Here is a 25,339-nt window from a genome sequence, read left to right as displayed (position 1 = left end):
GAGAGGGTGTGGGCTCAGGCAGCCTGACGGTATTTCGAGATCAGATCCTCAGCCTCGAACACCAGAAAATCGGGGTCGAACGGCTTGGTGATATAGGCATCGGCCCCGGTATAGCGGGCGATGTCCTGATCCTTGCTGCTGGTGTTGCCGGTCAGCATCATGATCGGCACGCGGTAGAATTTGGGGTGCGTGCGAATCGCGTGCAAAGTATTGAGGCCGCCCATTTTGGGCATATTGCAGTCGAGGATGACGAGATCGGGCGATTTGGCGCTGATCGCGATGAGCGCCTCTTCACCGTTGCCGACCACACCGATCGAATGCCCGTAGGAACGGAATGCCTCGCTCACGATCTCGGTGACGATTTCGTCGTCGTCGGCGATGATAATGTGGGCCATGAAGCGTCCTCTGGTACTTGCACTTTGTTCTCTATGCGCAAGCACGGGTTACGATTTCGTTGACCCTGATTTGTTTCGTATCAGCCCCGCTCCTCCAGCCAGCGTGCGAGCAGATGATGCGCGACGGCAAGCCGCGGCGGCGCGATGAAGGGCGCATCCGGCGCCTCGTTCAGCGCCGCGCGCACGCCGTCTTCATCGATCCAGACGGCCTCCTCCAGTTCGGTCTCGTCGATGGTGAGAACATCGTCCTCGGCCACCGCGAAGCAGCCGATCATCAGCGAACTGGGAAAGGGCCAGGGCTGGCTCTTCACATAGCGGATATCGCGCACATGGATGCCCGCCTCCTCGTGCAGTTCGCGCGCCACGGCACCTTCGATGGTTTCGCCCGGCTCGACGAAACCGGCCAGCGCGGACAGGCGGCGCGCGGGGAATTGCGGCTGGCGGCCCAGCAGCACGCGCCCGTCATGTTCGGCGAGCATGATGACGACGGGGTCGGTGCGCGGGAAATGCTCCGCGCCGCAGGCGGTGCAGCGCCGTGCCCAGCCGCCCTTCTCGGCGCGCGTTTCTCCGCCGCAGCGCGCGCAGAAGCGATGGCGCGCATGCCAATCGACCAGGCTACGGGCGGCAGCATAGATCGCCGCGTCACGCTCCGGAAAGCTGGCAAGGCCTTGCCAAAGCTGCCGCACCGGTTGGCCGGGGCCAATGTGCTGCGGCACTGCGGCAAAGCACGACGTCTCCCCGTCCAGGCCGAGCAGGATGAGATCGCATTCCGGGTCCGCCTCGGCGATGCTGCCCCAATCGAGCGCGCCATGATCGCTGATCACCGGATCGAGGCCGTTCATTCGCAGGAGCCGCGCGGACGGACGCATCATAGCGGCCCGCAATCCATCGGGATCGCTACGCAGCCGGTCCGCCCGGTCCAGCCCCGGCGCACAGAAACCCGGATCGGCAGCCATCAGGCGGCGGCCTTCGCCTGAGCCATCGCCGCGGCATCGGCATAGACCCATTCGTAGAAGGCGCCCTGAAAGGGATAGACCTCGCTCGGCATATACTGGGTGTAACCAGAGGCACGCAGTCCGCGCTGGCGATCGATCCCGCCGACGGTGCCCGCCGCCCCCGCCCAGCCATAGGTGCCCGCACGCGGCCCCAGGCCGACGCGGCCGCCCGCGCCGAAGCCCTGACCCGCCACCCAGGTGCCGGTCAGATCGACACCGTCCGGCAGTAGGTTCGATGTGCCGAGATCCACCATTGCGCGGCTCATCACCTCGGCGCCGTCCAGCGTGCCGTCGCCCATCAGCATGGCGAGGAAGCGATCATAATCGCGCGCCGAACCGACAAGGCCTGCGCCGCCGAAGGGGAAAGCGGGCTTATCGAGGAAGATGCTGTTCTGGCCCGGATCGATCGGGATCAGCAGCCCGCCGATCACGGCATAATTGGTGGCAAGGCGATGCGCCTCGCTCTCCGGCACCTGGAAGAAGGTGCTGGTCATATCCAGAGGATCGAAGATGCGGGTCTGCAGAAACGCATCGAAGCTCATCCCGCTGGCGACTTCGATCACGCGGCCCATGATGTCGAGGCCGATCGAGTAGCTCCATTTGGTGCCCGGCTCCGCGATCAGCGGCAGGCCGCCCACGCGGCGTGCGAACTCGTCCAGCGACGGCACCTCGGCCCCGCCCTCGAACCCGGGGATCGATTGGCGACTGACCACACCCGGCAAGATGCCGTTATCGAGATAAGCCTGCAGGAGCGGCCCCTTGGTCACGATCGAATAACCGAGCCCCGCCGTGTGCGTGAGAAGATTGCGGATCGTGATCGGATTTTTCGCGGGCACCGAATCGAGGCTGTTCGCTGGATCGGTCAGCACGCGCATGTCTGCAAACTCTGGAATGAAATCGGCCACCGGCTGGTCGAGCCGCATTTTCCCGTCGCCGATCAGCATCATCGCGGCCATGCCGGTAATGGGCTTCGTCATCGAATAGAGCCGCCAAAGTGTGTCCTGATCGACCTGCGGTGAGGGATCGAGCGACTGATGCCCCGCGGTTAGATTCATTGGCTCGTCCGTGCCCCAGCCGATCGTTGCCATCATCCCAGCCACTTTGCGGGTGTCGACATAAGAATGAATGTTCTTCGTGACGGTGGGCCAGGCCGCAACCTGGTGCAGCATCGCCATCAGAGGCGACGGCGCGGCCAGCGCACCGAGGCCCAGAAGCGTACCGAGCCCCAGAAATCCGCGCCGATCCACCGCGCTCAACCGATCATGCCGCATCGTCTCTCATCTCCCCGAATGCGCGGGCGGCCTTGGCAAACAACGTCGGCAGTCCCGCATCGGCCAGCTCCGTCACCGGCCACCAATCGGCCTCCAGCATATCGGCTGGCGCGTCGCAGCAAAGCGCCAAATCGAGAATGATCGTGAAATGCGTGAAGCCATGCCGAACGACGCCGCGGGCGATGCGCCATTCGGCTTCGACCGGAGGCACGCCGTTACCGTCCGCCCCGGCACGCCAGCCATCATCCGGCAGCGCGCGCATGCCACCGAGCATGCCCTTGGGCGGGCGCGTTACCAGCGCGACCTTGCCGTCTCGCTCGATCCAATAGACCGTACCGCGCCGTTCGGGCTTCGCTTTCTTCGCCGCCTTTACCGGATAGCGTTCCGGATTGCCGCCGGCATGGGCCGCGCAATCCTGACGCAGCGGACAGATCAGGCATTGCGGCGCGCGGACGGTGCAGATCGAGGAGCCGAGGTCCATCAAGCCTTGCGCGAAATCCCCCGCCCGCGCGTCCGGCGTGATCAAATCGGTGGCTGCGCGAATCGCCTTCTTCGCCCCCGGAAGCGGCTCATCGATCGCGAACAGACGGGACACCACCCGCTCGACATTGGCATCCACCACCACCGCGCGCCGGCCGAAAGCGATCGCCGCGATGGCGGCGGCGGTATAATCGCCGATCCCCGGCAGCTTGCGCAGCGCGGCTTCCTCGCACGGCAGAACGCCGCCATGCCGCTCGGTCACCTCACGCGCGCAGGCAATCAGATTTCGCGCCCGCGAATAATAGCCGAAGCCCGCCCATTCGGCCATCACATCGGCTTCGTCCGCAGCGGCTAGCGCCTCCAGCGTGGGCCAACGTTCCAGAAAGCGGGCGAAACGCGGCGCGACGGCGGCCACCGTGGTCTGCTGCAGCATTACTTCCGACAGCCAGACGGCATAGGGGTTCGCCGCCTCCCCCGGCAGCGCGCGCCAGGGCAGCGTGCGGCGGTGGCGATCATAATGGGCCAGCAGGCGCTCGGAGAGCGCGGCATCTTTCCGGGTGACGGGCATCGCGCCGATATGGCATGGGGACGGCCATGGTTGAACAGGGCGCGAACACCGACAAGCCGAAAAAGGCTGCCGCGAAGAAAAAGGGCGGTCCGCGCAGCTATACGCGTCCGCGCGGCGGCGAGGCGAAGGCGATCAGCGATCTGATGCCTGAAATCGGCCGCGCCGCCTTCCGCCGCTACGGTTTCGTGCAAAGCTCGGTCGTCACCCGCTGGCCGGAGATTGTGGGCGAGCGCTATGCCGAAGTCAGCGCCCCGCAGGCGATCCGCTTCCCCTCCGGCAAGCGGTCTGGCGGCACGCTGGAACTTACGGTGTCGGGCGCCCATGCCACGCTGATGCAGCATGTCGCGCCGGAGATTATCGAGCGGGTGAACCGGTTTTTCGGTTATGGCGCAGTCGACAAGCTGAAGTTCATCCACGGCGTCATAGAGCCGCCCAAGGACAAGCCGGCGAAACGGGACGCCGGCCCGCCCACGCTGAAGCCCGTGCCGATGGAACTCGGCGAGGGGCTGCGCGATATTGCCGATCCCGAACTGGCCGCCGTGCTCGAATCGCTGGCACGGCAGATGGCCGACAAGGAATAGACATGAGACTGCGTAGCCTGTTTGCCCTCACCTCCCTCGCCCTTGCCGCGCCCTTGCTGGCCGCTGCCGCCCCGCAGCCCCAAAAGGCTGCATCCCAGAAAACCGTCACTCCGGTCACGATCACGCCGATCGGCGGGCATCTGCTAGGCAGCCCCAAGGCGCGCACCAAGATCATCGAATATGCGAGCTACACCTGCCCGCATTGCGCGATGTTCGAGGCGGAGGGCGCGCCTGTCATCAAGGCGAACTATGTCCGCCGCGGCCTGGCGAGCTTCGAGCTACGCAACCTGATCCGCGATCCGGTGGACCTGACCGCCGCGCTGCTGGCGCGCTGCGGCCCGACATCGCGCTTCTTCGCCAATCATGAGCTGATCATGCGCAACCAGCCGGTCTGGCTGTCCGCCGCGCAGACATCCACCCCCGGAACCCGCAAAAGCTGGTTTGAAGGCAGCTATGGCGAACGCATGGGCGAGATCGCCAAAGACACCGGGCTCTACAAGCTGATGCTCTCGAACGGTTATACAGCGGCGCAGCTCAACAGTTGCCTGTCCGACGAAGCAGCGCAAAAAACCGTCGCGGCGATGACGGAGGACGCCCAGAAACAGGGCGTGAAGGGTACGCCGAGCTTCATGCTGAACGGCAAGCTGCTCGACGGGGTCTATAGCTGGCAGGCGCTGAAGCCGCTATTGCCCGCATCCTGAGAACAAGGACGAACGCTGCATGACGATCAAGAACGCTCTGGCCACCGCCCCCTTCGCGCTGGCGATCATCCTCGCCGGTTGCGGCAATCAGGACGCGCCCGAGAGCGAAGCGAAGGCGGCTACGCCTGCCGCCGCGGCGACCGGCGATAGCGCCGTGCCCTCCGCCAAGCCCACCCGCGCCGCCGGGCAGGAGTGGAGCGATGTGGTCGTGAAAACGCCCGAGGGCGGCTATGCGATGGGCGATCCCGACGCGCCGGTGACTCTTGTCGAATATGGCGCGGTCACCTGCAGTCACTGCGCCGCGTTCGAACAGTCCGCCTTCGCGCCGATGAAAAAGGACTATGTCGACAGCGGGAAGGTGCGGTTCGAGCTGCGCAACTTCATCCTGAGCCCGTTCGACATTCCGATCACGCTGCTCACGCAGTGCGAGGGGCCGGATCGCTATTATCCGCTGACCGAGGCCGTCTTCGGGGAGCAGGAAGCGCTGATGCAGCCTGCCATCCAGCTCTCGCAGAGCAACCCTCAGGCGCTGCAGGATGCGATGAACGCGCCGCTCAATGAGCGCTTCTACAATCTCGGCAAGGCCATGGGCGTGGTCGATTTCTTCGCATCGCGCGGAGTGAGCGAGCAGAAGGCCAAGGCCTGCCTGTCCGATCAGAGCGCGATCGAGCAGCTCGTCGCCACCACGGAGAAGGGCGTGAGCGACGGGGTGACCGGGACGCCGACCTTCTTCCTGAACGGCGAGAAGATCCAGACCGACAAATGGGCTGAGATGAAGCCGCGCCTCGACGCCGCGCTCGGCGCGCAGTAATGCGGCGAGAATAACGACAGACCATAAGCCGATACAGGAACCGACATGATCAAGCCGACCATCGCCCTCGCCACGCTCACCCTCGCGCTCGCGGCTTGTTCCGGCGGAAGCGGGGATAGCGGCTCGACCAGCGGTGAACCGGTGGCCGCGGTAGCGGCGCCGAGCGGCAGCAGTTGGACCGAGACGGTCGCCAAGACGAACGATGGCGGCTTCCTGATGGGCAACCCCAATGCGCCGATCAAGCTGGTCGAATATGGTTCGCGCACCTGCCCCACTTGCGCAAAATTCGACAGCGAGGGCATGGAGCCGCTGAAGAAAAACTTCATCTCCACCGGCAAGGTCAGCTACGAATTCCGCGATTATCCGGTGCACGGCGCGCTGGATCTGGCGCCCAGCCTGCTTGGCACCTGCGTGGAGCCGTCGGCCTTTTTCCCGATGCTGGACCAGATGATGGCGAACCAGCAGACCTTCCTCGACAAGACGGGCGATCTGCCGCAGCAGCAGCTGCAGGCGGTCGAGAACGATCCGGGCAAGGTCGCCACCATCATCGCCAAGGGCCTGGGTTATCTCGATTTCGTGAAAGCGCGCGGCCTGTCCGAACCGCAGGCGATCGCCTGCCTGCAGGATCCGGCGCGAATCAAGGCACTGTCCGACAGCGCGGAGAAGGGCAGCAGCGAATTCCAGGTTGGCGGCACGCCGACTTTCATCCTGAATGGCAAGAAGATCGACGCCAACAGCTATCAGGGCGTTAGCGAAGCGCTGATGGCCGCCGGCGCCCGCTGAGGCGGTAACGCCGCTTGGCGCGGAGGAGCTTCGATACGGTCTGCGGGGGCATAGCTCCATGCGCCTGAAGAAGCTTCGCCTCGCCGGTTTCAAAAGCTTCGTCGAACCCGCCGAACTGCGCATTGAGCCGGGGCTGACCGGCGTCGTCGGCCCCAATGGCTGCGGCAAATCGAACCTGCTCGAAGCGATCCGCTGGGTGATGGGCGAAAACAGCCCGAAATCCATGCGCGGCGGGGGCATGGAAGACGTGATCTTCGCGGGCACCGCCACCCGCCCGCAGCGCCAGTTCGCCGAGGTTTCGCTGCTCGCGGAAATTGGCGAAGACACCGCTGGGCCGATCTCCGCAGACGGAGGCGAGATTGAGGTCGTGCGCCGCATCGAGCGAGGCGCAGGCTCCGCCTATCGCGCCAATGGCCGCGATGTACGCGCAAAGGACGTGGCGCTGCTGTTTGCCGATGCCTCCACCGGAGCGCACAGCCCCGCGCTCGTCAGCCAAGGACGCATCGCCGCGGTGATCGCCGCAAAGCCTGCCGAGCGGCGCATGATGCTGGAAGAAGCAGCCGGAATCGCCGGCCTTCACGCGCGCCGCAAGGATGCCGAGCAAAAATTGCGCGGGGCCGAAACCAATCTGCAGCGCGTCGATACCATGCTGGGCGATATGGACACGCGCGCCGGAACGCTGCGGCGGCAGGCCAAGGCGGCGATGCGCTACAAGGCCCTTTCGGCGGAAATTTTGCAAGCCGAGGCCATGCTGATCCATGTCCGCTGGCGCGATGCCCGCCGCGCGGCGGAAGCAGCGCGTGCCGAAGCGGACGCTGCTGAAGCGAAAGCGAAGCAGGCGGCGCAGCGGCGCGAGCGGCTGCAGATCGATCGCCACGGCGCGGCCAAGGCGCTGGAGAGCGCCCGCGAACGGCAGGGCCGTGCGCGCGAAGAAGCGGCTCGGATCGATTCGCGCCTCGCCTCCCTGCGTGCCGAGCGCGCCCAGTTGGGGGCGCGGATCGAAGACCTGCGCCGCCAGAGCGAACAGATCGAGGAGGATCTGACAGAAGAGGACCGGCGCGGGCGCGATGCGGTGGAGCGGCTGGAGGCGCTGCGCGTCAGCGTGGCGGAGGTGGGCACCGAGCTTACCCGGCTCGAGGAAGAGCGCCCCGCACTGGAACGCGAACTCGACGCCGCCGACCGCGCCGCGCGCGAGAACGAGCTGGCGCTCGCCAAGGCACGTGCCGAGCTGGCCCGGATCGATGCAGATCGGCAGGTCGCGAACGCCGCGCGCGCGGCGGCGGAACGGCGGCTGGCGGAAGTGGATGCGGATCGCCAGCGCACGCAGACCGCTTTGGCCGAACTGCCGGACATCGCGGCGCTGAAGCAGGCGCTGACCGAAGCGGAAGCGCAGATCGCGTCGCATAAAAAAGCCGCGGCGGATGCGGATGCACAGTGGGACGCCGCACGCGAAGAGCGTGAGACTGCACGCCTCGCCGCGGATGAAATGGCGCAGACCCTATCCGCCGCGCGCTCCCGCCTGGCAGGCCTTCGCGGCGAAGCCAAGGCGATCGAACAGGCGCTCGCGTCCCAAAAAGGCGGCGGCAAACGCGCGGTCGATGCGGTGCGCGCCGAACCGGGCTTTGAAACCGCGCTGGCAGCGGCGCTGGGGGATGATCTCCATGCCGCGCTGGAGGCAGGCGCGGCGCGGTACTGGGGCGGCGCGCCGTCGCACGAGGATGCCGGGCCGGAGGGTGCCGAGCGACTGTCCGATCATGTCGAGGCCCCCGCCGCGCTGGGCGCACGCCTGTCGCAAATCTGGGTTGTGGAACAAGACCATGGCCAGCCGCTTGCCCTAGGCCAGCGGCTGGTGACGCGCACTGGGCTCATGCGGCGTTGGGACGGCTTTATCGCCACCGTTCCCGCAGCGGGCGACCTTGCCGAGCAATTGGTGCGGCGCAACCGGCTGCGCGAACTGGGTACCCTGACCGAAAGCCAGCAGACCGAGATCACCGAGCTGGAAAGGCGCGAGACGCAGATCGCCGAGCAGCGCGGGCAGATCGACGAAGTGATTGCCGGTGCCCGCCAGCGCGTGCGCGCTGCCGAGGAAGCGGAACGGGAAGCAAAACGGGAGCGCGACCGGGCGGAAGGCCGTATCGAACGCAGCGAGGGCCTCAGCGCCGATCTGGAGGCGCGCATTTCCGCCAATGCGGAGCGGCGCGGCGAGGCCGAGCAGCAATTGGCCGATGCGCAAGGCGCGCTCGCGCAACTGCCCGATGACGCAGCGCTGCGCGAGCGGACAGGAGAACTCGAACGGTCGGGCGACACGCTGCGCGATCTTTTGCGCACGCGGCAGGCAGGCCTCTCCGCGCTGGACCAGTCGATCGCCGCCACCCGTGAGCGCCGCGCCGGGACACAGGCCGACATCCGATCGCATGAGAGCCGCAAGAGCGATGCCGTGGAGCGCCAGTCCGCGCTCGCAAAGCGCCGGAAAGACACCGCCCGGCAGCTCGATACGATCGCCGACAGACCCGATCAGTTGGACGAGGAGATTGCAGGTCTCGAACGCGAGGCGTCTGGGGCAACGCAGGCGCTGGCGAGCCATGAGAGCGAGTTCACCCAGTCCGATGAAAAGCTGCGCGCGCTCGAGGCTGAGCTGGCCGAGGCGGAGGAGGCGCTGTCCGGTGCCCGCGAAGAGCGTGCGGGTGCGGCTGCGCGGGCGGACAATCAGGAACTGCGCCGCGCCGAAATGGTTCGCATTGCCTCCGAACGCTTCCAATGTGCGCCGCAAGCACTGCCGCAGGTGCATGATTTCGATGCGTCCGAAGACCGCGACGCCTTGGAAATTTCGGCCCAGCTGGAAAAGCTGCAGGCTTCGCGCGAGCGGATCGGGCCGGTCAATCTGGTCGCCGACAGCGAACTGGAGGAGCTGACTGCCGAGATCGGCACCAGCCGCGCCGAGGCGGACGAGCTGGCCCAGGCGATCGCGCGACTGCGAGGATCGATCGGCAGCCTCAACCGCGAAGGCCGCCAGCGCCTGCTCGCCGCCTTCGAGGCGGTGAACGGCCATTTCCAGCGGCTGTTCACCACGCTGTTTGAAGGCGGCGCGGCGCATCTGGAGCTGATCGAGAGCGACGATCCGCTGGAAGCGGGGCTGGAAATCATGGCCCAGCCGCCGGGCAAGAAGCTGGCGGCGTTGACGCTGCTTTCAGGGGGCGAACAGGCCCTGACTGCGGTCGCCCTGATCTTCGGCCTGTTCCTCACAAACCCCGCACCGATTTGCGTGCTGGACGAAGTCGATGCACCGCTGGACGATGCCAATATCGAACGCTTTTGCGGGCTTTTGGAAAGAATGACCCAAGAAACCGAAACGCGCTATTTGATCGTGACGCATAATGCGGTGACGATGAGCCGGATGGACCGTTTATTCGGTGTCACCATGATGGAACATGGTGTGAGCAGGCTCGTCTCGGTGGACCTCAACGCTGCTGAGGAATTGCTCGCAGCGGAGTAAGATTATTGCAGCGATTTGCAATTTTGGGGGAGGCATGCTATATCATTGGCATGCAACAACTAGATCAGACCGACTTTTACATTTTCACCGACGCCGAAGCAGATGCCCTGAAGGGTGGCTTGGTTGACGACATGAAATCCCCCAGCCCGATCGTACCGAGCGGATGCGGCGCCATGATGCGCGTGGCAGAACAGGACGATGTGGTGTTCCTGGAAAAAGCGCTTCCCTGATTGCGCCGCCGTCTGACGGGTTCAGGCGGTTCCCACCACGAAGCAGGCAAGGGCCATCAATAGCCCCGCGAACCTGTTCGACCGAAATTTGGCCAATGCGTCCGCTCCATCTTCGGGGCGGAGCGTTGCCACTTGCCACGCAAGGTGCGCGGCGACGGGCAACAGCGCCAGATAGGCGAACGGGTCAGGGAAACGCTGCCCGAAAGCCATGAGCCACAGCGCAAGCGTTGCCAGATAGCAGCTGGCGACGCCAACGCGTACGTTCTTGCCCAGTCGCAACGCGCTGGAGCGAATGCCGACGAGCGCGTCGTCCTCACGGTCCTGTAACGCATAGATAGTGTCATAACCGATCACCCAGAAGACGCATCCAGCATAAAGCAGGATCGCGCCCAGCGGCACTGTGCCGGTAAAGGCGCTCCAGCCGACCAGCGCGCCCCATGAAAACACGAGGCCCAGCCATGCCTGCGGCCACCAGGTAATGCGCTTCATGAAGGGATAGGCCGCGACCAGCGCGAGGCTGCCGAGCGCCACGAGGCGCGCGGTCCAATTCAGCTGCAGCCAGGTGATCAGTCCGATCAGGCATAGCATGCCCAGCCAGATCCATGCCGCCTTGCGCGAAACCGCTCCGCTCGCGAGCGGGCGCGATGCGGTGCGCGCAACCTGCCGGTCCAGATCTCGGTCGATGATGTCATTATAGACGCATCCCGCGCCGCGCATCGCGATGGCACCGAGCAGCAGCCACAGCAGCAGATCCCAGCGCGCTGCCGCGCCGCCTGCCAGGGCAAGCCCGAAAGCACAGGGCCAGAACAGCAGCCACCAGCCGATCGGCCGGTCAAACCGCGCCAGAAGTGCAAACGGACGCGCGGCGGGTGGGAGGAGGCCGATGAGCCCGCGATGTTCGCTGTCCGGTACGCCGCTACGTCCGCGCCCGGCCTCCGCGCCGGATCGATCATTCTGAGTCATTCCTGCCCCCTACACCGTTCGGGTTGAGCTTGTCGAAGCCCTGTTCGGTTGTCATGATTCGCTGAGGGAAAACAGACATCGCTGTGCCGCGCCATCGTCGGCAAGCTCGGCGGCAAACGGATTGAAAGAGGGAAATTCATGCCCGCAACGCCCGCCTGGCCACCGCGCTCCGCGCCGAGACTTTTCGTCGAGCAGGAATTGAATGAAGGCACCGAGGTGGCGCTGGACGGCCCCGCGGCGCATTATCTGCTCAAGGTCATGCGGCTGGGCGAAGGCGCCCCGCTCACCCTGTTCGACGACAAGACCGGCGACTATGCCGCAACGGTGGTGCAGACGGGCAAGCGCGATCTCACCGTGCGGGCGGGCAAGCGCCTGCGCCCGCGCGAAGACGTACCGGATCTCTGGCTCTGCGCCGCACCGATCAAGCGCCAGCGTTTCGACTGGGTGGCCGAAAAGGCGAGCGAGCTCGGCGTGCGCCGGTTTCAGCCGGTGGCGACGGCGCGCGCCGTCGTGGACAAGGTGAAAGATGATCGCCTGCGCGCGCACATGATCGAGGCCGCCGAACAGTGCGAACGCAACGCGCTGCCCGAACTTGGAGAACTCACCCAGCTGTCCGCGATGCTCGCCGCTTGGCCGGAAGGCCGACACCTATTTTTTTGCGACGAGCGCGGCGGCGGCTCCTTCCGTTCGGCGCTAAGGGCGCATGAAGGCCCCGCGGCGATCCTGATCGGCCCTGAAGGCGGCTTCAGCGACGAGGAGAATGCGGCGATCCGGGCATGCCCGCAGGCAGTGCCGGTTTCCTTGGGTCCCCGCATCCTGCGCGCCGACACCGCCGCCGTTGCCGCGGTAAGCCTGTGGATGGCCGGACGCGGAGACTGGGGCTGAGATCTTCACGACTAAGTCCCGCTTTGCCACCCAACCCCTTTCCATAGCGGCCACGGCTTCCTACAGCAGCGCGCATGAGCACGCGGTCCAATTCGACGAGCAACGATCCGGTTATCGAGAGCCGGGACGACCTTCTGGCCCCCATGATCGGAGGCGAAAAGCCGAAGGATCGCTGGCGGATCGGCACGGAGCACGAGAAGTTCGTCTTCTCGCGCGATACGCATGCCGCGCCCAGCTATGCCGAAGAGGGCGGAATTCGCGATCTTCTGCTGTCGCTCGAGCAGTTCGGCTGGTCCCCGGTCGAGGAGCTGGGCCCGGACGGCAAGATGAACGTTATCGCCATGAGCGGTGAGGACGGCACCGTCAGCCTGGAGCCTGCCGGGCAGCTGGAACTGTCCGGAGCGCCGCTCGACAATCTGCACCAGACCTGCGCGGAGGCAGGGCGCCATCTCAACCAGGTGAAGAGGATCGGCGCGGAAACCGGCAAGGGTTTCCTGGGCCTCGGCATGTGGCCGGACAAGGCGCGCAGCGATTTGCCCGTCATGCCCAAGGGCCGCTACAAGATCATGATGGACCATATGCCGCGCGTCGGCACCCTGGGCCTCGATATGATGCTGCGCACCTGCACCATCCAGGTGAACCTTGATTACGCTTCGGAAGCGGACATGGTGCAGAAATTCCGCACCGGCCTCGCCCTCCAGCCGCTCGCCACCGCCTTGTTCGCCAACTCGCCGTTTACCGAGGGTAAGCCGAACGGTTATCTCAGCTATCGCAGCCACATCTGGTCGGACACCGATCCGCACCGCACCGGCATGCTGCCTTTCGTGTTCGAGGACGGCTTCGGCTATGATCGCTATGTCGAATATATGCTCGATGTGCCGATGTATTTCGTGTTCCGCGAGGGCCGTTATGTCGATGCGGCGGGCCTCAGTTTCCGGGATTTCCTCGACGGAAAGCTATCCGTGCTGCCGGGGGAGCGGCCGACCGAGAGCGACTGGGTGGACCATCTGTCCACCGCCTTCCCCGAAGTGCGCCTGAAAAGCTTCCTCGAAATGCGCGGCGCCGACGGCGGCCCGTGGAACCGCATTTGCGCCCTGCCCGCGCTGTGGGTCGGCCTGCTCTACGATCAGAACGCGCTCGATGCGGCTTGGAATCTGGTCAAGGACTGGACGATCGATGAGCGGCAGGAATTGCGCGATGCCGTGCCGAAGCACGCCCTGAAAGCGCCGATCCCCGGCGGCGGCACGCTGCGCGATCTGGCGCGTGAGGTGCTTGCCATCGCCGCGCAGGGCCTCACCGCCCGCGCCCGCCTGAACAGCAGCGGCGACAATGAAACCGGCTTCCTCGATCCCCTCCACGAAGTGGTCGCCAGCGGTAAGACCCATGCCGAGCGCATGCTGGATCATTATCATGGCCGCTGGAACGGCGATGTCAGCCATGTCTATGACGAGGAAAGTTTTTAAGATCGCGCCGCTATTCCGCTGGCACGATCTCCGCCGTGGGCCGCGTGCGCTGTCCCAGTCGGCCGCCGCTGAATTTGCGCAGGAAGCGCCGCCAGACGGCGTTTTCTTCCGACCAGTCATAATAAGCCTGATAGACAGGATCGGCGAGGAGATGCTTCTCCTCGGTCCGGGCGCGCCAGTAATAGACCGCGCTCACCAGCGCCATCAGCGCGCTATTGCGTAAGGCATCGGTCAGGCTGCCGCTGGTCACGATGAACGGTAAGGTCGCCGCCCACCAATAAGCGTTTTTGGCGAGATAGGCCGGATGCCGCGTCCACTTGTAAGGGCCATGCGTCAAAATCCCGCGATGGGTGAGGTTGGAAAAGCGCAAGCCGATGGCGACGGTGGCGTAGGCGTAGACGCCGGTCAGAACCACCAGCAGCGCGCCCCAGATGGCTAGCAGCGCCGGGTAGCCCGCGAACCAGCTCGACCAGCTGGCCGTGCCCACCTGATAATCCAGCGGCCCGCCGCCGTTCATCAGCGTGAAGGGCGGATAGCAGATCAGCGCGGCCACCCAGCCGGCGAGATAGGGGTTGGCGGTACGGATATGGCTGTCGAGCGGACGCATCGTCAGCAGATAGCCGACGGTGGCGAGCTGAACGTCGACCAGAAACATGGTGGTGATCAGCGCACTGGCGATCCAGACGGGATTTCGCGCGATTTCGGAAAGATCGAAATTCACAACGGTGCTGAAGCCCGACGGCACGATGGCCAGCATGAACGCCAGGAAAAATCCCTTCACTGCCCAGGCGCGCAGGTGGTGGTGGATCATTTCGCGGTCCCAGCCGTCACGCCCCGCGATCCAGGCACCGAAATGCCAGGCGCCGTCCTTCGGCTCGATCAGGTGCCGGTCCAACCAGACGATATAGGGAACGGACAGGACGATCAGCGGCACCAGGGCAATCTCGAACAGCTGCATCGAGAACGGATAGTCGGCAAAGCGCGTACTCCACCAAAAGCGCCCCACCGCATAGACCGCGGCTATCAGCCCCCAGGTCGCCCAGAAACCGGTGATCTTCACGATGGAAATATCGACCACGTCCGCCAGCGGGCGCTTCAGCGACCAGTCGATCCCCGTGCTCGGCCGCCGATGCACCTTCTCGATCAGAAGCGACCAGAGGATCATGGGGGCGCCGCAAGCGATGATGCCGAGCAGCGCCGCATTCGGCCCGCTCGCCCGCTCCGGGAGGCCTGGAAAGCCAAGGATATCGGCCAGCGCACCGAAATTGCGTGCGATCATCACCCAGATAGCGAGGCCCGTCAGTCCGGACAGGCCGACGCCGATACCCACGGCAGATGCCGGGCGGACCGATGATGCGCGATCGCTCATGCCCGCTCGCTTAACCGAAGAAGGTAAGCGGACGGTGAAGACGGCTTAACCTTCGTCAGGCTCCGCAACGAACAGCCACTGGCAGAGCACAACCGCCACCAAGGTGCCGACAATCTGTCCGGCAAGGAACAGCGGCACATCGGGCAGGGCAATGCCGGCAAAAGTGTCGCTGAGCGCGCGCGCCACGGTAATCGCGGGATTGGCGAAGCTGGTGGAGCTCGTAAACCAGTAGCCCGCGCTGATATAGGCCCCGACGGCGGGCGCAATCCAGGCAGGCCGATAGCGCACCGTACCGAGGATGGTGACGATCAGCCCGAAGGTGGCAATCCCCTCGCTGAACGCCTGCGCCGCGCCTGAGCGCACATGGGTGGAGAACTGGATCACTGGAAGTTCGAACATCAGATGTGCCGCCCAGACGCCCAGGATGCCGCCCGCCAGCTGGACCAGCGTATAGAGGCCCGCCTCGCCTGCCCCGATCTCTCGCCGGATCAGCGCGGTAAGCGTCACCGCAGGGTTGAAATGCGCGCCGGAGATGGGGGCCAGCATGGTGATAAGGACGAACAGGATCGCGCCCGTCGCCAGCGTATTGCCCAGAAGCGCGATGGCGACATTCCCGCCCGCCAGCGTTTCGCCCATGATGCCCGATCCGATGACCGTGCCGAACAGGAAGAAGCTGCCCAGCGCTTCGGCGGCTAGCCGCCGCGCGGTGCCGGGATACGGCGCCCGGCGCGGCACCGCATCTCTCAGCAGATGCTCGCTCATCGATTGTCCCTCAGTTGGCGGCCACCAGCACGCCGAGGCAGATTACCACCGCGCTTGTAATCGCCATACGCAGCCGCAGGTAGGAAAGCGGCACGGTGCCCTGCGAATAAGCGCGCCAGTCTAAAAGCAGAAGCAGCGCGAACAGCACCGAGATGGCCAGCGGAATCACGTTCGCAGGAAGAAACAGAAGCGCGAGCCACGCCGCAATCGCCGCGATATTGCTTCCGATGAGAAGCAGCGGATCGGCCCGGCGCGCGATCGCAAGGCCCCAAAAGGTGCCCGCCATGAAGCTGAGGATAATCACCGCCCACCAGGCAAAGGCCGTGCGGACGAGCGGGTAATAACCCTCCGGGCCGATCGGCACGATCAGGTACAGCGCGCCCGCCGCGAATGGAATGACCCCCGCGGCGGTCAGTGCGATGACGAGCGGTGGCAGGGTCTTCGGCTTGGGTTCATCCATGGTCCAAGCCTATCGCCGTTTTGGACCGAAGTCGAAGCCTTGATCGCTCAGGCGGAATGGACGCTGAAGACGAGCTGCACCACAAACAGCGCCAGCAGCACCCCGCCCTCACGCCGTCCGACGCGGTAATGCGTCACGGCGAAGAACAGCATAATGACCGTGATCGCCAGCAGATAGGGCAGACCGAAGGAAATCAGCTCCGCGGGCATGGAATTGGGGGCCGCCAAGGCGGTGACGCCGCCGATCAGGAGCAGGTTGAACAGGTTCGATCCCAGGATATTGCCTAGCGCCACCGCGCTTGCCTTTTTCATAGCGGCGATGATCGTGGTCACCGCCTCGGGCAGCGAGGTGCCGATCGCCACGATGGTAAGGCCGATGGTGGTCTGCGACAGGCCGAAATAGGTGGCGATGTCCACCGCGCCGGAAATCAGCCACTCGCCGCCAAAGCCGATGCCCGCCAGCCCGCCGATCAGATACAGCACCGATCGCCACAGCGGCGTGGTCTTGGCGTTTTCCTCTCCGTCCGACGCGGCGGCGCGCGCTTCCTTTTGGGCGGCACCGCTGGCGCGCTCGCTGAAATAGGCGAACACGATATAGGCGGCGAGGAGCATAAGCGCGGCGATGCCGGCCACCGTCCCGATCAAGTTCGCCAGTGCCCCGAGATACAGCATGGCGGTGACCGCCAGCGCCAGCCCGGCATCGCGCCACAGCGGCTTTCTCTCCACCGCCAGCGGAAAGATCACCGCGGCCAACCCAAGAATGAGCAGGCTGTTGGCGAGGTTCGATCCGATGATATTGCCCCAGGCGATCGCCGGCGCGTTGGAGCGCACCGCCTCGATACTGGCGACCAGTTCGGGCGCCGAGGTGCCGAAGGCTACGATCGTCAGGCCGATGAGCAGCTGGCTCAGCCCCGCTTTCTCGGCCAGCGCCACCGCGCCGCGTACGAGAAACTCGCCGCCGCCGACCAGCAGGACGAGCCCTGCCACCAGTGCGAGCGAGGCGGCCAGCATGCTTATTTCGGGCGGCGGCCGAGCAGGCGCAAGCGCAGGGCGTTCAGCTTGATGAAGCCTTCCGCATCGCGCTGGTCATATTTGCCGGCATCATCCTCGAACGTGACCACGTCCTTGGAATAGAGATCGAAATTCACATCCGCGCGGCGACCGGTGATGTGGACCCCGCCCTTGTAAAGCTTCAGGCGAACCTCGCCGGTTACCTTCTGCTGGCTGTGGTCGATCGCGGCCTGCAGCATCTCGCGCTCTGGGCTGAACCAGAAGCCGTTGTAGATGAGCTCGGCGTAGCGCGGCATCATCTCGTCCTTCAAATGCGCAGCGCCCCGGTCCAGCGTCAGCTGCTCGATCGCGCGGTGCGCGGCGGCGTAGATCGTGCCGCCCGGCGTTTCGTACATGCCGCGCGATTTCATGCCGACGAAGCGGTTCTCGACCAGATCGAGCCGGCCGATGCCATGCTCGCGGCCCAGCTCGTTGAGCGCGGTCAGCAGCGTGGCGGGCGACATCGCCTCGCCGTCCAACGACACGCCGTCGCCCTTTTCGAAGCCGATCACGATATCGCGCGGGGTATCGGGCGCATCCCACGGATTGACGGTGCGCGAATAGACGTAATCGGGCGTCTCTTCCCATGGATCTTCCAGCACCAGCCCTTCGGACGAGGTGTGGAGCAGGTTCGCGTCCGTGCTGAACGGCGCTTCACCGCGCTTGTCCTTGGGCACGTCGATGTGATGCTCTTCGGCCCATTCAATGAGGCGCGTGCGGCTCGTCAGATCCCATTCGCGCCAGGGGGCGATGATCTTGATGTCCGGGTTCAGCGCATAAGCGCTAAGTTCGAAGCGGACCTGATCGTTGCCCTTGCCCGTCGCGCCGTGCGCGATGGCGTCCGCGCCGGTTTCGCGCGCGATCTCGATCAGGCGCTTGGAAATCAGCGGCCGCGCGATCGAGGTGCCGAGCAGATAGTCGCCCTCGTACCGCGCATTGGCGCGCATCATCGGGAAGACATAGTCCTTCACGAACTCTTCGCGCAGGTCCTCGATGAAGATGTGATCGTCCGGCACGCCCATCTTCACGGCCTTGTCGCGGGCCGGCCCAAGCTCTTCGCCCTGCCCCAGATCGGCGGTGAAGGTCACCACCTCGCAGCCTCGCTCCACCTGCAGCCATTTCAGGATGACACTGGTGTCGAGTCCCCCGGAATATGCGAGGACGACTTTCTGGGGCTTGCTGGCCATGGCGGGAGAACTCCTTGTCTAGACGCGGTTCGCGCTAGTCCGCCGCGCCGCGCCTATCAAGCGCGCTTTCACCTTTCAGGGAACGCAGCAGTCCGGGAAAATACAGCGCGAGCGCCCCCGCGCGGAACACATAGCTCATCAGAAACGCCGTCCATACGCCGCCATTGCCGCCCAGCGAATGGTCCCCGCGCAGGACCAGATCGAGCGCGAGATAGAGCCCGGTCGATAGCAGCGCCGCGTTGCGCAACGCCCGGCCCCGCGTTGCACCGATGAAGATGCCATCGAGCAACCAGCTGGGCATACCGATGAGTGGAATGGCGACGACGAACGGTAGGAAGGCTTCTGCGATGTTCCGCACCGCCGGGTCCGTCGTGATGAGAGCGATCGCGCCCGGCCCCGCCGTCCAGAAAGCCAGCGCCAGCAATGCGCCGCCGAGTGCAGAAAACTCGCCCGTCAGCCGGATTGCGCGCATAAATTGCGCGCGCGAGCCCAGGCCCACCGCATTGCCGATGCGGCTTTCCGCGGTGAACGCAAAGGCATCGAGGATGAAAGCGGCCACGCTCACGAACTGGAGCAGCACATGGTTCGCGGCGAGCGGCGCGGTGCCGAGCCGCGCCCCGGCATTGGCGAACCAGGCGAACAGAAACAGCAGCGCGATGGTGCGGATCATGATGTCCCCGTTCACCGCCATCAGCCGCCTCATCGCGTCCCAAGCGAACACGGCCTTGCGGGATGCAGGGGCGAGCATGGCGCGCAGGTCCAGCCCGGAAAAGCGCAGGCAGAGGATCAGGCCTGCGAGTGCGGCGGTCCCTTCGGCCCCAGCCGTTCCGGCACCGACGCCCGCCGCGCCCAGACCAAGTCCCCAGACGAGGGCGACATCCAGTCCGATATTGACGGCGTTCAGCAAAATTTGCAGCGCCAAAGCCGTGCGCGTCCGGCCCAGCCCCAGCAGCCAGCCGTTGATGGCGAAAACAGATAGCGCGGCGGGTGCGCCCCAGAAGCGCGCGGCAACATAAGCCCCCGCCTCGCCCGTCACAGCCTCTCCGCCCGAAAGCAGAGCGAAGGCGAGCTTCGACAGCGGCCATTGCAGCGCCAGCAGCAAAAAGCCGAAGCCCGCCCCCAATGCGAGCGAGCGCAGGAGCAACGCGCGCACCTCCCAATCGTCCGCCCGCCCGTCGGCCTGCGCCACCAGCCCGGTAGTGCCCATGCGCAGGAAGCCGAAGCTCCAGAACAGCAGGTTTACGATCGTTGCGCCCAGCGCCACACCGGCCAGCGCCGCGGCGTCTCCGGTCCGCCCGATCACCGTGGCATCCACGATGCCAACCAGCGGCACCGACGCCTGGCCAACCATGATCGGCCAGGCTTGCGCGAAGATGGAGCGGCGGGTGAGAGGAAGCGCGGCCATGGCCCGCCCATGCGGCGTCCGTAGCGGGCTGACAAGCCGATACGGCCAGAGCGCGGGCAGCGTAACATCGTGCGGCGGTAGGTCCGGCCTCCGCTTGACCGAAAGTTAAACATCCACAGTATAGATCGCCCGGCAGAAGCGGAGGAGATTCGGCAGCGAAACGAAGTAGTGGAGAGAATTGGTGTATACGGTTGAGGTTGATCGGCGCCACCGGATCGTCATGTTGATCATCGGCGCGAATCTCGATGCCGACGAGGGTTGGGAATTGCAGACTTCGAAAAACGACGCGGTCCGGTCTTTGGGTCCGCCGGCAAGCGATCACTCTACCTTGATGGATATCCGGCAACTGCGCATTCAACCCCAGGAGCTCATCCACGCGTTCGTGGACTACAGCCAGAACACGAAATTGCCGTCGAAAAAGGTCGCGATCCTGTTCGGGGAAGGCACCAGCCGGATGCAGTTCCGCCGAATCATTCAGTCAGAGAATGTCATCGCAAAGATGGAGCTCTTCACCGACCGCGATGAGGCCCTCGCCTGGTTGAAGGCGTGATCGCGGCAAAACGCTAAAATAATCACGCCAAAAATTGCGGACGTTCGGTCTGTTGCCAGACCCTCGCCACCCACCTAACAGAAGGGTCTTCACCGGAGACCTGCCCCCTGCCGGATATCGCCAGCCTTTCGACTGCGGCCATTGCCGGCATATTCCTGGGAACGGCCCTGGTCATTGCGCTTCTGGGCACGCGGATGGCTGGACTGGCCGATGTGATCGCGGATCGCACCGGCTTGGGCGAGGCGCTGATCGGATCGGTCCTGCTCGGCGCGGGCACCAGCATCGCCGGCATCGTTACGTCGGCCAGCACCGCGGCGAGCGGCGCAGCGGACCTCAGCGTTTCCAACGCGCTCGGCGGCATTGCGGCGCAGACCATGTTTCTGGCGCTGGCCGACATCTTCTACCGCAAGGTCAATCTGGAACATGCCGCGGCCAGCCCGGTCAATCTGGGACAAGCAACGCTGCTGATCATCCTGATCGTGCTGCCGATCATGGCCGCGATGGCCCCGCCGGTCGCTTTCTTAGGTGTTCACCCGATGACGCCGGTGCTGGTGGTGGTTTACCTCGTCGGCCTGCACAACGCCCACCGCATCCACGAACAACCGATGTGGACGCCGCGCCAGACCGATGAGACGCGCAGCGAAGCGGATGACGAGTGCGAGGATATGCGACCGCTTTCCCTGCTGGTTTCGATGTTTCTGGGGCTGGTCCTGATCGTCGGCATTGCCGGCTGGCTGGTCGGGGAGACGGGGATCGCGCTTTCGGGACGGCTCGGCATCAGCGGCGGCGTGGTCGGCGCGCTCGGCACGGCGATCGTCACCTCGCTGCCCGAACTCGTGACCACGGTAGCGGCAGTGCGCCGCGGCGCGCTCCAACTGGCCGTTGGCGGCATTATCGGCGGCAACATGTTCGATGCACTGTTCATCGCCGCGAGCGACGTGGCCTATCGAGACGGCAGCATCTACAACGCGATCAGCGATCGCACGGTGTTCTGGATGGCGCTGGTGGCGGTCATGACCGCTATTCTTCTGATGGGTCTGCTGCGCCGCGAACGGCGCGGTCCAGCCAGTATCGGCTGGGAATCAGTGCTGCTAATCGCTTTATGGGGCGGCGGCGCGGTGTTGCAGATTGCGCTGGGCTGAAACTTTCCGGCGCGCCGGATCGAAGGGAATTAGGTGAAGCACATGGACAAAGAAGCCGAAAGCCTGCCGCCCGGAACGGTGATCAAGCGTCACCGGCTGTCGACACGCGTCTGGCACTGGGTGAACTTCGTCACACTGATCGTGATGTTCATGAGCGGCCTGATGATCTTCAACGCGCATCCGCGGCTCTATTGGGGCCAATATGGTGCCAATCCCGATCCCGCCTGGCTGGAGATCGGCCAGCGGAATGGCGAAGGCTATCTGCGGATCGGCGAGGCGAGTGTGGACACGACCGGCGTGCTGGGCGTCTGGACGAACGATCAGGGCCAGCGGCAGGCCTGGGCGTTTCCGGGATGGATCACCATTCCTTCGGGCTACAGCCTGGCGGAAGGGCGGCGCTGGCACCTCGCATTTGCCTGGATTTTGGGCTTCGGCCTATTGTTCTACATGCTCTGGTCGCTTGCCAACCGCCATATCGCGCGCGATCTGCACATCCGAAAACGCGAGTGGCGACCCTCCCATATCTGGCGCGACATCCGTGCGCATGCGAAGCTGCGGTTCGATACGGGTGAGCCCGGCACCTACAATATCCTGCAAAAATTCAGCTATATCGGCGTGATTTTCATCGCGTTGCCGCTGATGGTCCTGACCGGCCTCACCATGTCGCCCCAGATGGACGCGGGCTGGGGCTTCCTGCTGGATCTGTTCGGTGGGCGGCAGAGCGCGCGTTCCATCCATTTCATCACCTGCTGGGCGCTCGTCGCCTTCTTCTTCGTACATATCGCGATGGTGATCCTGGCCGGCCCGCTGAACGAACTCCGCTCGATCATCACCGGACGTTATCGGCTGCCGGATCGCGGCGAGACGGAGGAACGGGCATGACCGACAAGTTCATCCTGCCACGCCGCCGCTTCCTGACCGGCGCCGCCGCAGGCACCGGGGGTCTCCTGCTGTCAGGCTGCGATGCGATCGTTCAGAGCCCCGTCGCTGCCGACATGCTGGATCAGGTCGGCGGGCTCAATCGCCGCTTCCAGCGCGCCGTATCCCCGCGCGAAGCTTTGGCGAAGGAATATCGTCCGGGCGAGCGCAGCCCCCTTTTCCGAACGAACGGGAACACCTTTCCCGATTCGGCGGCGTATCTGCGGCATATGGCCACGAACTTCGCGGACTGGAGCATTCCCGTTACCGGGTTGGTTGCGCGGCCGCTGGAACTCAGCATTGAGCGCATCCGGTCGCTCCCGCAGCGCTCGCAAATTACCCGGCACGACTGTGTGGAGGGATGGAGCGCGATTGGCCAATGGCAAGGCCCGCAGCTGGGTCCGATCCTGAAGATGGCGGGCTTGAGCGACAAGGCGCGCTACATCGTCTTCCGCTGCGCCGACAATTTCGGTGACCGGCCCTATTATGAATCGATCGATCTGGTCGACGCCTTCCATCCGCAGACGATTCTGGCGTGGCAGATGAACGGCGAACGGCTGCCCATTGGCCATGGCGCGCCGGTCCGCATGCGAATCGAGCGGCAGCTAGGCTATAAACAGGCGAAGTTCGTGCAAGGTATCGAAGCGGTGGAGAGCCTCGATGGCATCTACGGCGGCAAGGGCGGCTATTGGGAAGATGTCGCCCGCTACGAATGGTATGCCGGTATCTGATTCCGCTGCCTGCGTTGGTCTTCGAAACGCCGCATCATCTAATCCGGCTTAACCACGAGCCTACCCCGGCCAATTCCCACGTCGCTGAAACCCAAAAGAAAACCGCGCCGGAGCGATATGCTCCGACGCGGCTGAAAACTGTCGCAAAGCGCTGCGCTTTGCGAAAAGTCTTACATGGCTTCGGTGGTTGCCTCGGCAGCCGGGGTCGCCATGGTGTCACCGGTCATCATGTCGCCAGTGGCCATTTCGCCGGTCATCATGTCACCGGTCATCATGTCCGTGGTGGCCATGTCGGTGGTTTCCATGGTGTCGGTGGTCATGGTGTCGGTTGCGGTTTCGTCGGCGCTCGGCGAGCAAGCGGCGAGGGCGGCGGCACCGATGACGGGCAGAATAACGAACTTCTTCATAACTTTCACTCCTTAGCGTGTAGACGGGCCGTTGTTACGGCTCCGCGCTCAGCGCATCAATGGGTCGATAGGGCTGCGGTTCCCGATCGATTTTCGCCATAGACGCGGATAAAGCGTTCCGCAAGCGCGACTAAGCCATCAGACTGCAACATTTATGCGGTCGGAAACGCCCTCGATTTCAAGGAATTTCTCGGCATCGAGCGCGGCCATGCACCCGGTGCCGGCGGACGTAACTGCTTGGCGATAGACGTGATCCATCACATCGCCGCACGCAAAGACGCCTGGAACGCTGGTTTGCGTGGCATTGCCGTTAAGGCCGCTTTCGACGCGAATATAGCCACCGTTCATTTCCAGATGACCCTCGAACAGTCCCGTATTGGGCTTGTGCCCGATGGCGATGAATACGCCGTGCAGTTCGATATCGCGGGTCGAATCGTCCTTCACGGACTTCACCCGCATGCCGTTGACGCCCATCGGGTCGCCCAGCACCTCGTCCAGCACATGATCCCACAGGATGGTCACCTTGCCCTCGGCCTCCCGCTCGAACAGCCGGTCCTGGAGGATTTTCTCGCTGCGCAGCTTGTCGCGGCGGTGGACCAGGGTGACGTGGCTGGCGATGTTGGAGAGATAGAGCGCCTCCTCCACCGCGGTGTTGCCGCCGCCGATGACCGCCACGGGCTTGTTCTTGTAAAAGAAGCCGTCGCAGGTGGCGCAGGCGGACACACCCTTGCCCATGAACGCTTCTTCCGACGGCAGACCGAGATATTGTGCGCTCGCGCCCGTCGCGATGATCACTGCGTCGGCAAGGTAATGCCCCGCCCCGCCCTTCAGCTTGAACGGACGCTGCGAAAAGTCCACCTCGTCGATATGATCGGTGACGAGCGCAGTGCCGAAGCGCTCCGCATGCTTCTTCATCCGCTCCATCAGGTCGGGGCCAAGCACGCCGGCATCGTCGCCTGGCCAGTTGTCGACATCGGTCGTGGTCATCAGCTGGCCGCCAAGATCGACGCCCGAGATAATCATCGGCGAGAGATTGGCGCGCGCGGCGTAAACGGCGGCGGTATAGCCGGCCGGGCCCGATCCGATGATGATCACCGGCGCATAGCGCGCGTCGCTGAGATGATGCGTGGACATGAAAACACTCCGAATATCTGTTGGCACGGGACATAGGCAGGAACCCGGTGCGGGCCAAGGCCGATGATTTTGGCTATGGGCAAGCCGTGCTATGGCAGTCCGATGATCCGTTTACGAACCATCCGAAAGGCGGCGGCGCTTCTGCCTGCTGTCCTCACCGCATCCTGCGCGATGACACAAGGCAACAGCGTTGCCGAAACCGAAACGGTGGCCGCTTATCTTGCCCGAACAGCGCCGAAGGCGGGGGCCGACGATTTCCGCAGCACCTTCAGCGATCTGAACGGCGACGGCACGTTCGAGGCCGTCATCTATCTCTCGGCACCGGGAAACTGCGGCTCCGGCGGCTGCTCATTGCTGATCCTGACCCCGGAGGATGGCCGCTACCGTGAGGTGACGCGGATGTCCGTTTCCCGTCTGCCGGTGCGGCAACTCGGCAGCATGACGAATGGCTGGCACGATCTCGGCGTGACCATCGGCGGGGGCGGCGCCGCGCCCGCCGAGGCGTGGATGCGGTTCGACGGGAATGCCTATCCGCGCAATCCCACGACGCAGCCGGTGGTACCGGACAGCACGGAGGCTGTGGTCCTGCTGGCCCCGCAGCGTTGA

At 64.7% G+C, this 25,339-nt stretch carries 26 protein-coding genes; 13 read left to right on the top strand and 13 right to left on the bottom strand.

Annotated features, from left to right (window positions below; translation table 11 throughout):
* Window positions 1–14: 14 nt before the first annotated feature.
* The 4 genes from H7X45_RS14100 to H7X45_RS14085 form a co-directional block, all read right to left on the bottom strand.
* The gene (locus tag H7X45_RS14100) at window positions 15–395 is read right to left on the bottom strand and encodes a response regulator (protein ID WP_187335406.1); all 381 of its coding nucleotides are present in this window, start codon (window positions 393–395) and stop codon (window positions 15–17) included.
* Window positions 396–475: 80 nt separating this feature from the next.
* Window positions 476–1,351, bottom strand: a complete 876-nt coding sequence (nudC, locus tag H7X45_RS14095) for an NAD(+) diphosphatase (protein WP_187335405.1) — start codon at window positions 1,349–1,351, stop codon at window positions 476–478.
* Entirely contained in the window at window positions 1,351–2,661 is a 1,311-nt protein-coding gene (locus H7X45_RS14090; RefSeq protein ID WP_246449479.1) for a serine hydrolase domain-containing protein, read from the bottom strand. The genes nudC and H7X45_RS14090 overlap by 1 nt, the downstream gene beginning before the upstream one ends.
* Window positions 2,651–3,709 (bottom strand): A/G-specific adenine glycosylase, encoded by a 1,059-nt coding sequence (locus H7X45_RS14085; RefSeq protein WP_187335404.1) that lies wholly within the window; start codon window positions 3,707–3,709, stop codon window positions 2,651–2,653. The genes H7X45_RS14090 and H7X45_RS14085 overlap by 11 nt, the downstream gene beginning before the upstream one ends.
* A gap of 26 nt (window positions 3,710–3,735) precedes the next feature.
* Between H7X45_RS14085 and H7X45_RS14080 the strand changes: the two genes are divergently transcribed.
* Genes H7X45_RS14080 through H7X45_RS14055 form a run of 6 tightly spaced genes read left to right on the top strand, consistent with a single transcriptional unit; the run spans window position 3,736 to window position 10,308 of the window.
* Window positions 3,736–4,290 (top strand): DUF721 domain-containing protein, encoded by a 555-nt coding sequence (locus tag H7X45_RS14080; protein WP_187335403.1) that lies wholly within the window; start codon window positions 3,736–3,738, stop codon window positions 4,288–4,290.
* Window positions 4,291–4,292: 2 nt separating this feature from the next.
* Complete coding sequence (locus tag H7X45_RS14075) at window positions 4,293–4,991, top strand: DsbA family protein (RefSeq protein ID WP_187335402.1); 699 nt, start codon at window positions 4,293–4,295, stop codon at window positions 4,989–4,991.
* A gap of 19 nt (window positions 4,992–5,010) precedes the next feature.
* On the top strand, window positions 5,011–5,802 hold the full coding sequence (locus H7X45_RS14070; RefSeq protein WP_187335401.1) for a thioredoxin domain-containing protein: 792 nt from the start codon (window positions 5,011–5,013) through the stop codon (window positions 5,800–5,802).
* Window positions 5,803–5,847: 45 nt separating this feature from the next.
* Window positions 5,848–6,585 carry a thioredoxin domain-containing protein gene (locus tag H7X45_RS14065; protein ID WP_187335400.1) on the top strand — a complete coding sequence of 246 codons (738 nt, stop codon included), beginning with the start codon at window positions 5,848–5,850 and terminating at the stop codon, window positions 6,583–6,585.
* A gap of 58 nt (window positions 6,586–6,643) precedes the next feature.
* On the top strand, window positions 6,644–10,078 hold the full coding sequence (smc, locus tag H7X45_RS14060) for a chromosome segregation protein SMC (RefSeq protein WP_187335399.1): 3,435 nt from the start codon (window positions 6,644–6,646) through the stop codon (window positions 10,076–10,078).
* A 5-nt stretch (window positions 10,079–10,083) separates the two neighbouring features.
* On the top strand, window positions 10,084–10,308 hold the full coding sequence (locus tag H7X45_RS14055; RefSeq protein WP_187335398.1) for a hypothetical protein: 225 nt from the start codon (window positions 10,084–10,086) through the stop codon (window positions 10,306–10,308).
* 21 nt (window positions 10,309–10,329) lie between these two features.
* Here H7X45_RS14055 and ubiA read toward each other — a convergent pair whose 3' ends face one another.
* Window positions 10,330–11,271, bottom strand: coding sequence for a 4-hydroxybenzoate octaprenyltransferase (gene ubiA, locus H7X45_RS14050; RefSeq protein ID WP_187335397.1), 942 nt, complete (start codon window positions 11,269–11,271; stop codon window positions 10,330–10,332).
* 138 nt (window positions 11,272–11,409) lie between these two features.
* Here ubiA and H7X45_RS14045 point away from each other — a divergent pair, with 138 nt between their 5' ends.
* Together H7X45_RS14045 and H7X45_RS14040 are read left to right on the top strand one after the other, a co-directional pair.
* Window positions 11,410–12,156, top strand: a complete 747-nt coding sequence (locus H7X45_RS14045; RefSeq protein ID WP_187335396.1) for a 16S rRNA (uracil(1498)-N(3))-methyltransferase — start codon at window positions 11,410–11,412, stop codon at window positions 12,154–12,156.
* Window positions 12,157–12,230: 74 nt separating this feature from the next.
* On the top strand, window positions 12,231–13,619 hold the full coding sequence (locus tag H7X45_RS14040; protein ID WP_187335395.1) for a glutamate--cysteine ligase: 1,389 nt from the start codon (window positions 12,231–12,233) through the stop codon (window positions 13,617–13,619).
* 10 nt (window positions 13,620–13,629) lie between these two features.
* Here H7X45_RS14040 and H7X45_RS14035 read toward each other — a convergent pair whose 3' ends face one another.
* Genes H7X45_RS14035 through H7X45_RS14010 form a run of 6 tightly spaced genes read right to left on the bottom strand, consistent with a single transcriptional unit; the run spans window position 13,630 to window position 19,851 of the window.
* Window positions 13,630–14,988 (bottom strand): methyltransferase family protein, encoded by a 1,359-nt coding sequence (locus H7X45_RS14035; RefSeq protein ID WP_187335394.1) that lies wholly within the window; start codon window positions 14,986–14,988, stop codon window positions 13,630–13,632.
* Between the two features lie 45 nt (window positions 14,989–15,033).
* Entirely contained in the window at window positions 15,034–15,750 is a 717-nt protein-coding gene (locus H7X45_RS14030) for an aquaporin (protein WP_187335393.1), read from the bottom strand.
* Window positions 15,751–15,760: 10 nt separating this feature from the next.
* Window positions 15,761–16,210, bottom strand: a complete 450-nt coding sequence (locus tag H7X45_RS14025) for a DUF3429 domain-containing protein (RefSeq protein ID WP_187335392.1) — start codon at window positions 16,208–16,210, stop codon at window positions 15,761–15,763.
* Window positions 16,211–16,257: 47 nt separating this feature from the next.
* On the bottom strand, window positions 16,258–17,220 hold the full coding sequence (locus H7X45_RS14020) for a calcium/sodium antiporter (RefSeq protein ID WP_187335391.1): 963 nt from the start codon (window positions 17,218–17,220) through the stop codon (window positions 16,258–16,260).
* A 2-nt stretch (window positions 17,221–17,222) separates the two neighbouring features.
* Window positions 17,223–18,446: an argininosuccinate synthase gene (locus H7X45_RS14015; protein ID WP_187335390.1), complete on the bottom strand. Its 1,224-nt coding sequence runs from the start codon at window positions 18,444–18,446 to the stop codon at window positions 17,223–17,225.
* Between the two features lie 34 nt (window positions 18,447–18,480).
* The gene (locus tag H7X45_RS14010) at window positions 18,481–19,851 is read right to left on the bottom strand and encodes an MATE family efflux transporter (protein ID WP_246449478.1); all 1,371 of its coding nucleotides are present in this window, start codon (window positions 19,849–19,851) and stop codon (window positions 18,481–18,483) included.
* A gap of 220 nt (window positions 19,852–20,071) precedes the next feature.
* Here H7X45_RS14010 and H7X45_RS14005 point away from each other — a divergent pair, with 220 nt between their 5' ends.
* The 4 genes from H7X45_RS14005 (at window position 20,072) to H7X45_RS13990 (ending at window position 23,192) form a co-directional block, all read left to right on the top strand.
* On the top strand, window positions 20,072–20,401 hold the full coding sequence (locus H7X45_RS14005) for a hypothetical protein (protein WP_187335389.1): 330 nt from the start codon (window positions 20,072–20,074) through the stop codon (window positions 20,399–20,401).
* A 194-nt stretch (window positions 20,402–20,595) separates the two neighbouring features.
* Window positions 20,596–21,543 (top strand): sodium:calcium antiporter, encoded by a 948-nt coding sequence (locus tag H7X45_RS14000; RefSeq protein WP_246449477.1) that lies wholly within the window; start codon window positions 20,596–20,598, stop codon window positions 21,541–21,543.
* Window positions 21,544–21,585: 42 nt separating this feature from the next.
* Window positions 21,586–22,425 (top strand): cytochrome b/b6 domain-containing protein, encoded by an 840-nt coding sequence (locus H7X45_RS13995; RefSeq protein ID WP_187335388.1) that lies wholly within the window; start codon window positions 21,586–21,588, stop codon window positions 22,423–22,425.
* Window positions 22,422–23,192, top strand: coding sequence for a molybdopterin-dependent oxidoreductase (locus H7X45_RS13990; RefSeq protein WP_187335387.1), 771 nt, complete (start codon window positions 22,422–22,424; stop codon window positions 23,190–23,192). Before H7X45_RS13995 ends, H7X45_RS13990 begins: the two co-directional genes overlap by 4 nt.
* Window positions 23,193–23,362: 170 nt before the next feature.
* Here H7X45_RS13990 and H7X45_RS13985 read toward each other — a convergent pair whose 3' ends face one another.
* Window positions 23,363–23,599, bottom strand: coding sequence for a hypothetical protein (locus H7X45_RS13985; RefSeq protein ID WP_187335386.1), 237 nt, complete (start codon window positions 23,597–23,599; stop codon window positions 23,363–23,365).
* A gap of 138 nt (window positions 23,600–23,737) precedes the next feature.
* A complete protein-coding gene (gene trxB, locus H7X45_RS13980) occupies window positions 23,738–24,733 on the bottom strand; it encodes a thioredoxin-disulfide reductase (protein ID WP_187335385.1) in 996 nt (331 codons plus the stop codon).
* A gap of 102 nt (window positions 24,734–24,835) precedes the next feature.
* Between trxB and H7X45_RS13975 the strand changes: the two genes are divergently transcribed.
* A complete protein-coding gene (locus tag H7X45_RS13975) occupies window positions 24,836–25,339 on the top strand; it encodes a hypothetical protein (RefSeq protein WP_187335384.1) in 504 nt (167 codons plus the stop codon).

The sequence above is a fragment of the Novosphingopyxis iocasae genome (assembly GCF_014334095.1).
In the GTDB taxonomy this organism is placed as follows: Bacteria; Pseudomonadota; Alphaproteobacteria; order Sphingomonadales; family Sphingomonadaceae; genus Novosphingopyxis; species Novosphingopyxis iocasae.
Note: the sequence above shows the minus strand (reverse complement) of the source record. Positions and strands in the feature narration are given on the sequence as shown.

What these genes read in the sequence shown, in the direction of transcription:
- H7X45_RS14065 (WP_187335400.1), top strand. Translation starts at nt 5,848, where the DNA reads ATGATCAAGCCGACCATCGCCCTCGCCACGCTCACCCTCGCGCTCGCG.
- H7X45_RS14010 (WP_246449478.1), bottom strand. Translation starts at nt 19,851, where the DNA reads ATGGCCGCGCTTCCTCTCACCCGCCGCTCCATCTTCGCGCAAGCCTGG.
- H7X45_RS13985 (WP_187335386.1), bottom strand. Translation starts at nt 23,599, where the DNA reads ATGAAGAAGTTCGTTATTCTGCCCGTCATCGGTGCCGCCGCCCTCGCC.
- H7X45_RS14030 (WP_187335393.1), bottom strand. Translation starts at nt 15,750, where the DNA reads ATGAGCGAGCATCTGCTGAGAGATGCGGTGCCGCGCCGGGCGCCGTAT.
- H7X45_RS14020 (WP_187335391.1), bottom strand. Translation starts at nt 17,220, where the DNA reads ATGCTGGCCGCCTCGCTCGCACTGGTGGCAGGGCTCGTCCTGCTGGTC.
- H7X45_RS14035 (WP_187335394.1), bottom strand. Translation starts at nt 14,988, where the DNA reads ATGAGCGATCGCGCATCATCGGTCCGCCCGGCATCTGCCGTGGGTATC.
- H7X45_RS14100 (WP_187335406.1), bottom strand. Translation starts at nt 395, where the DNA reads ATGGCCCACATTATCATCGCCGACGACGACGAAATCGTCACCGAGATC.
- H7X45_RS13975 (WP_187335384.1), top strand. Translation starts at nt 24,836, where the DNA reads ATGATCCGTTTACGAACCATCCGAAAGGCGGCGGCGCTTCTGCCTGCT.
- nudC (WP_187335405.1), bottom strand. Translation starts at nt 1,351, where the DNA reads ATGGCTGCCGATCCGGGTTTCTGTGCGCCGGGGCTGGACCGGGCGGAC.
- H7X45_RS14025 (WP_187335392.1), bottom strand. Translation starts at nt 16,210, where the DNA reads ATGGATGAACCCAAGCCGAAGACCCTGCCACCGCTCGTCATCGCACTG.
- H7X45_RS14000 (WP_246449477.1), top strand. Translation starts at nt 20,596, where the DNA reads ATGGCTGGACTGGCCGATGTGATCGCGGATCGCACCGGCTTGGGCGAG.
- H7X45_RS13990 (WP_187335387.1), top strand. Translation starts at nt 22,422, where the DNA reads ATGACCGACAAGTTCATCCTGCCACGCCGCCGCTTCCTGACCGGCGCC.
- H7X45_RS14015 (WP_187335390.1), bottom strand. Translation starts at nt 18,446, where the DNA reads ATGGCCAGCAAGCCCCAGAAAGTCGTCCTCGCATATTCCGGGGGACTC.
- trxB (WP_187335385.1), bottom strand. Translation starts at nt 24,733, where the DNA reads ATGTCCACGCATCATCTCAGCGACGCGCGCTATGCGCCGGTGATCATC.
- H7X45_RS14040 (WP_187335395.1), top strand. Translation starts at nt 12,231, where the DNA reads ATGAGCACGCGGTCCAATTCGACGAGCAACGATCCGGTTATCGAGAGC.
- smc (WP_187335399.1), top strand. Translation starts at nt 6,644, where the DNA reads ATGCGCCTGAAGAAGCTTCGCCTCGCCGGTTTCAAAAGCTTCGTCGAA.
- H7X45_RS13995 (WP_187335388.1), top strand. Translation starts at nt 21,586, where the DNA reads ATGGACAAAGAAGCCGAAAGCCTGCCGCCCGGAACGGTGATCAAGCGT.
- H7X45_RS14005 (WP_187335389.1), top strand. Translation starts at nt 20,072, where the DNA reads ATGTTGATCATCGGCGCGAATCTCGATGCCGACGAGGGTTGGGAATTG.
- H7X45_RS14090 (WP_246449479.1), bottom strand. Translation starts at nt 2,661, where the DNA reads ATGCGGCATGATCGGTTGAGCGCGGTGGATCGGCGCGGATTTCTGGGG.
- H7X45_RS14070 (WP_187335401.1), top strand. Translation starts at nt 5,011, where the DNA reads ATGACGATCAAGAACGCTCTGGCCACCGCCCCCTTCGCGCTGGCGATC.
- H7X45_RS14045 (WP_187335396.1), top strand. Translation starts at nt 11,410, where the DNA reads ATGCCCGCAACGCCCGCCTGGCCACCGCGCTCCGCGCCGAGACTTTTC.
- ubiA (WP_187335397.1), bottom strand. Translation starts at nt 11,271, where the DNA reads ATGACTCAGAATGATCGATCCGGCGCGGAGGCCGGGCGCGGACGTAGC.
- H7X45_RS14080 (WP_187335403.1), top strand. Translation starts at nt 3,736, where the DNA reads ATGGTTGAACAGGGCGCGAACACCGACAAGCCGAAAAAGGCTGCCGCG.
- H7X45_RS14085 (WP_187335404.1), bottom strand. Translation starts at nt 3,709, where the DNA reads ATGCCCGTCACCCGGAAAGATGCCGCGCTCTCCGAGCGCCTGCTGGCC.
- H7X45_RS14075 (WP_187335402.1), top strand. Translation starts at nt 4,293, where the DNA reads ATGAGACTGCGTAGCCTGTTTGCCCTCACCTCCCTCGCCCTTGCCGCG.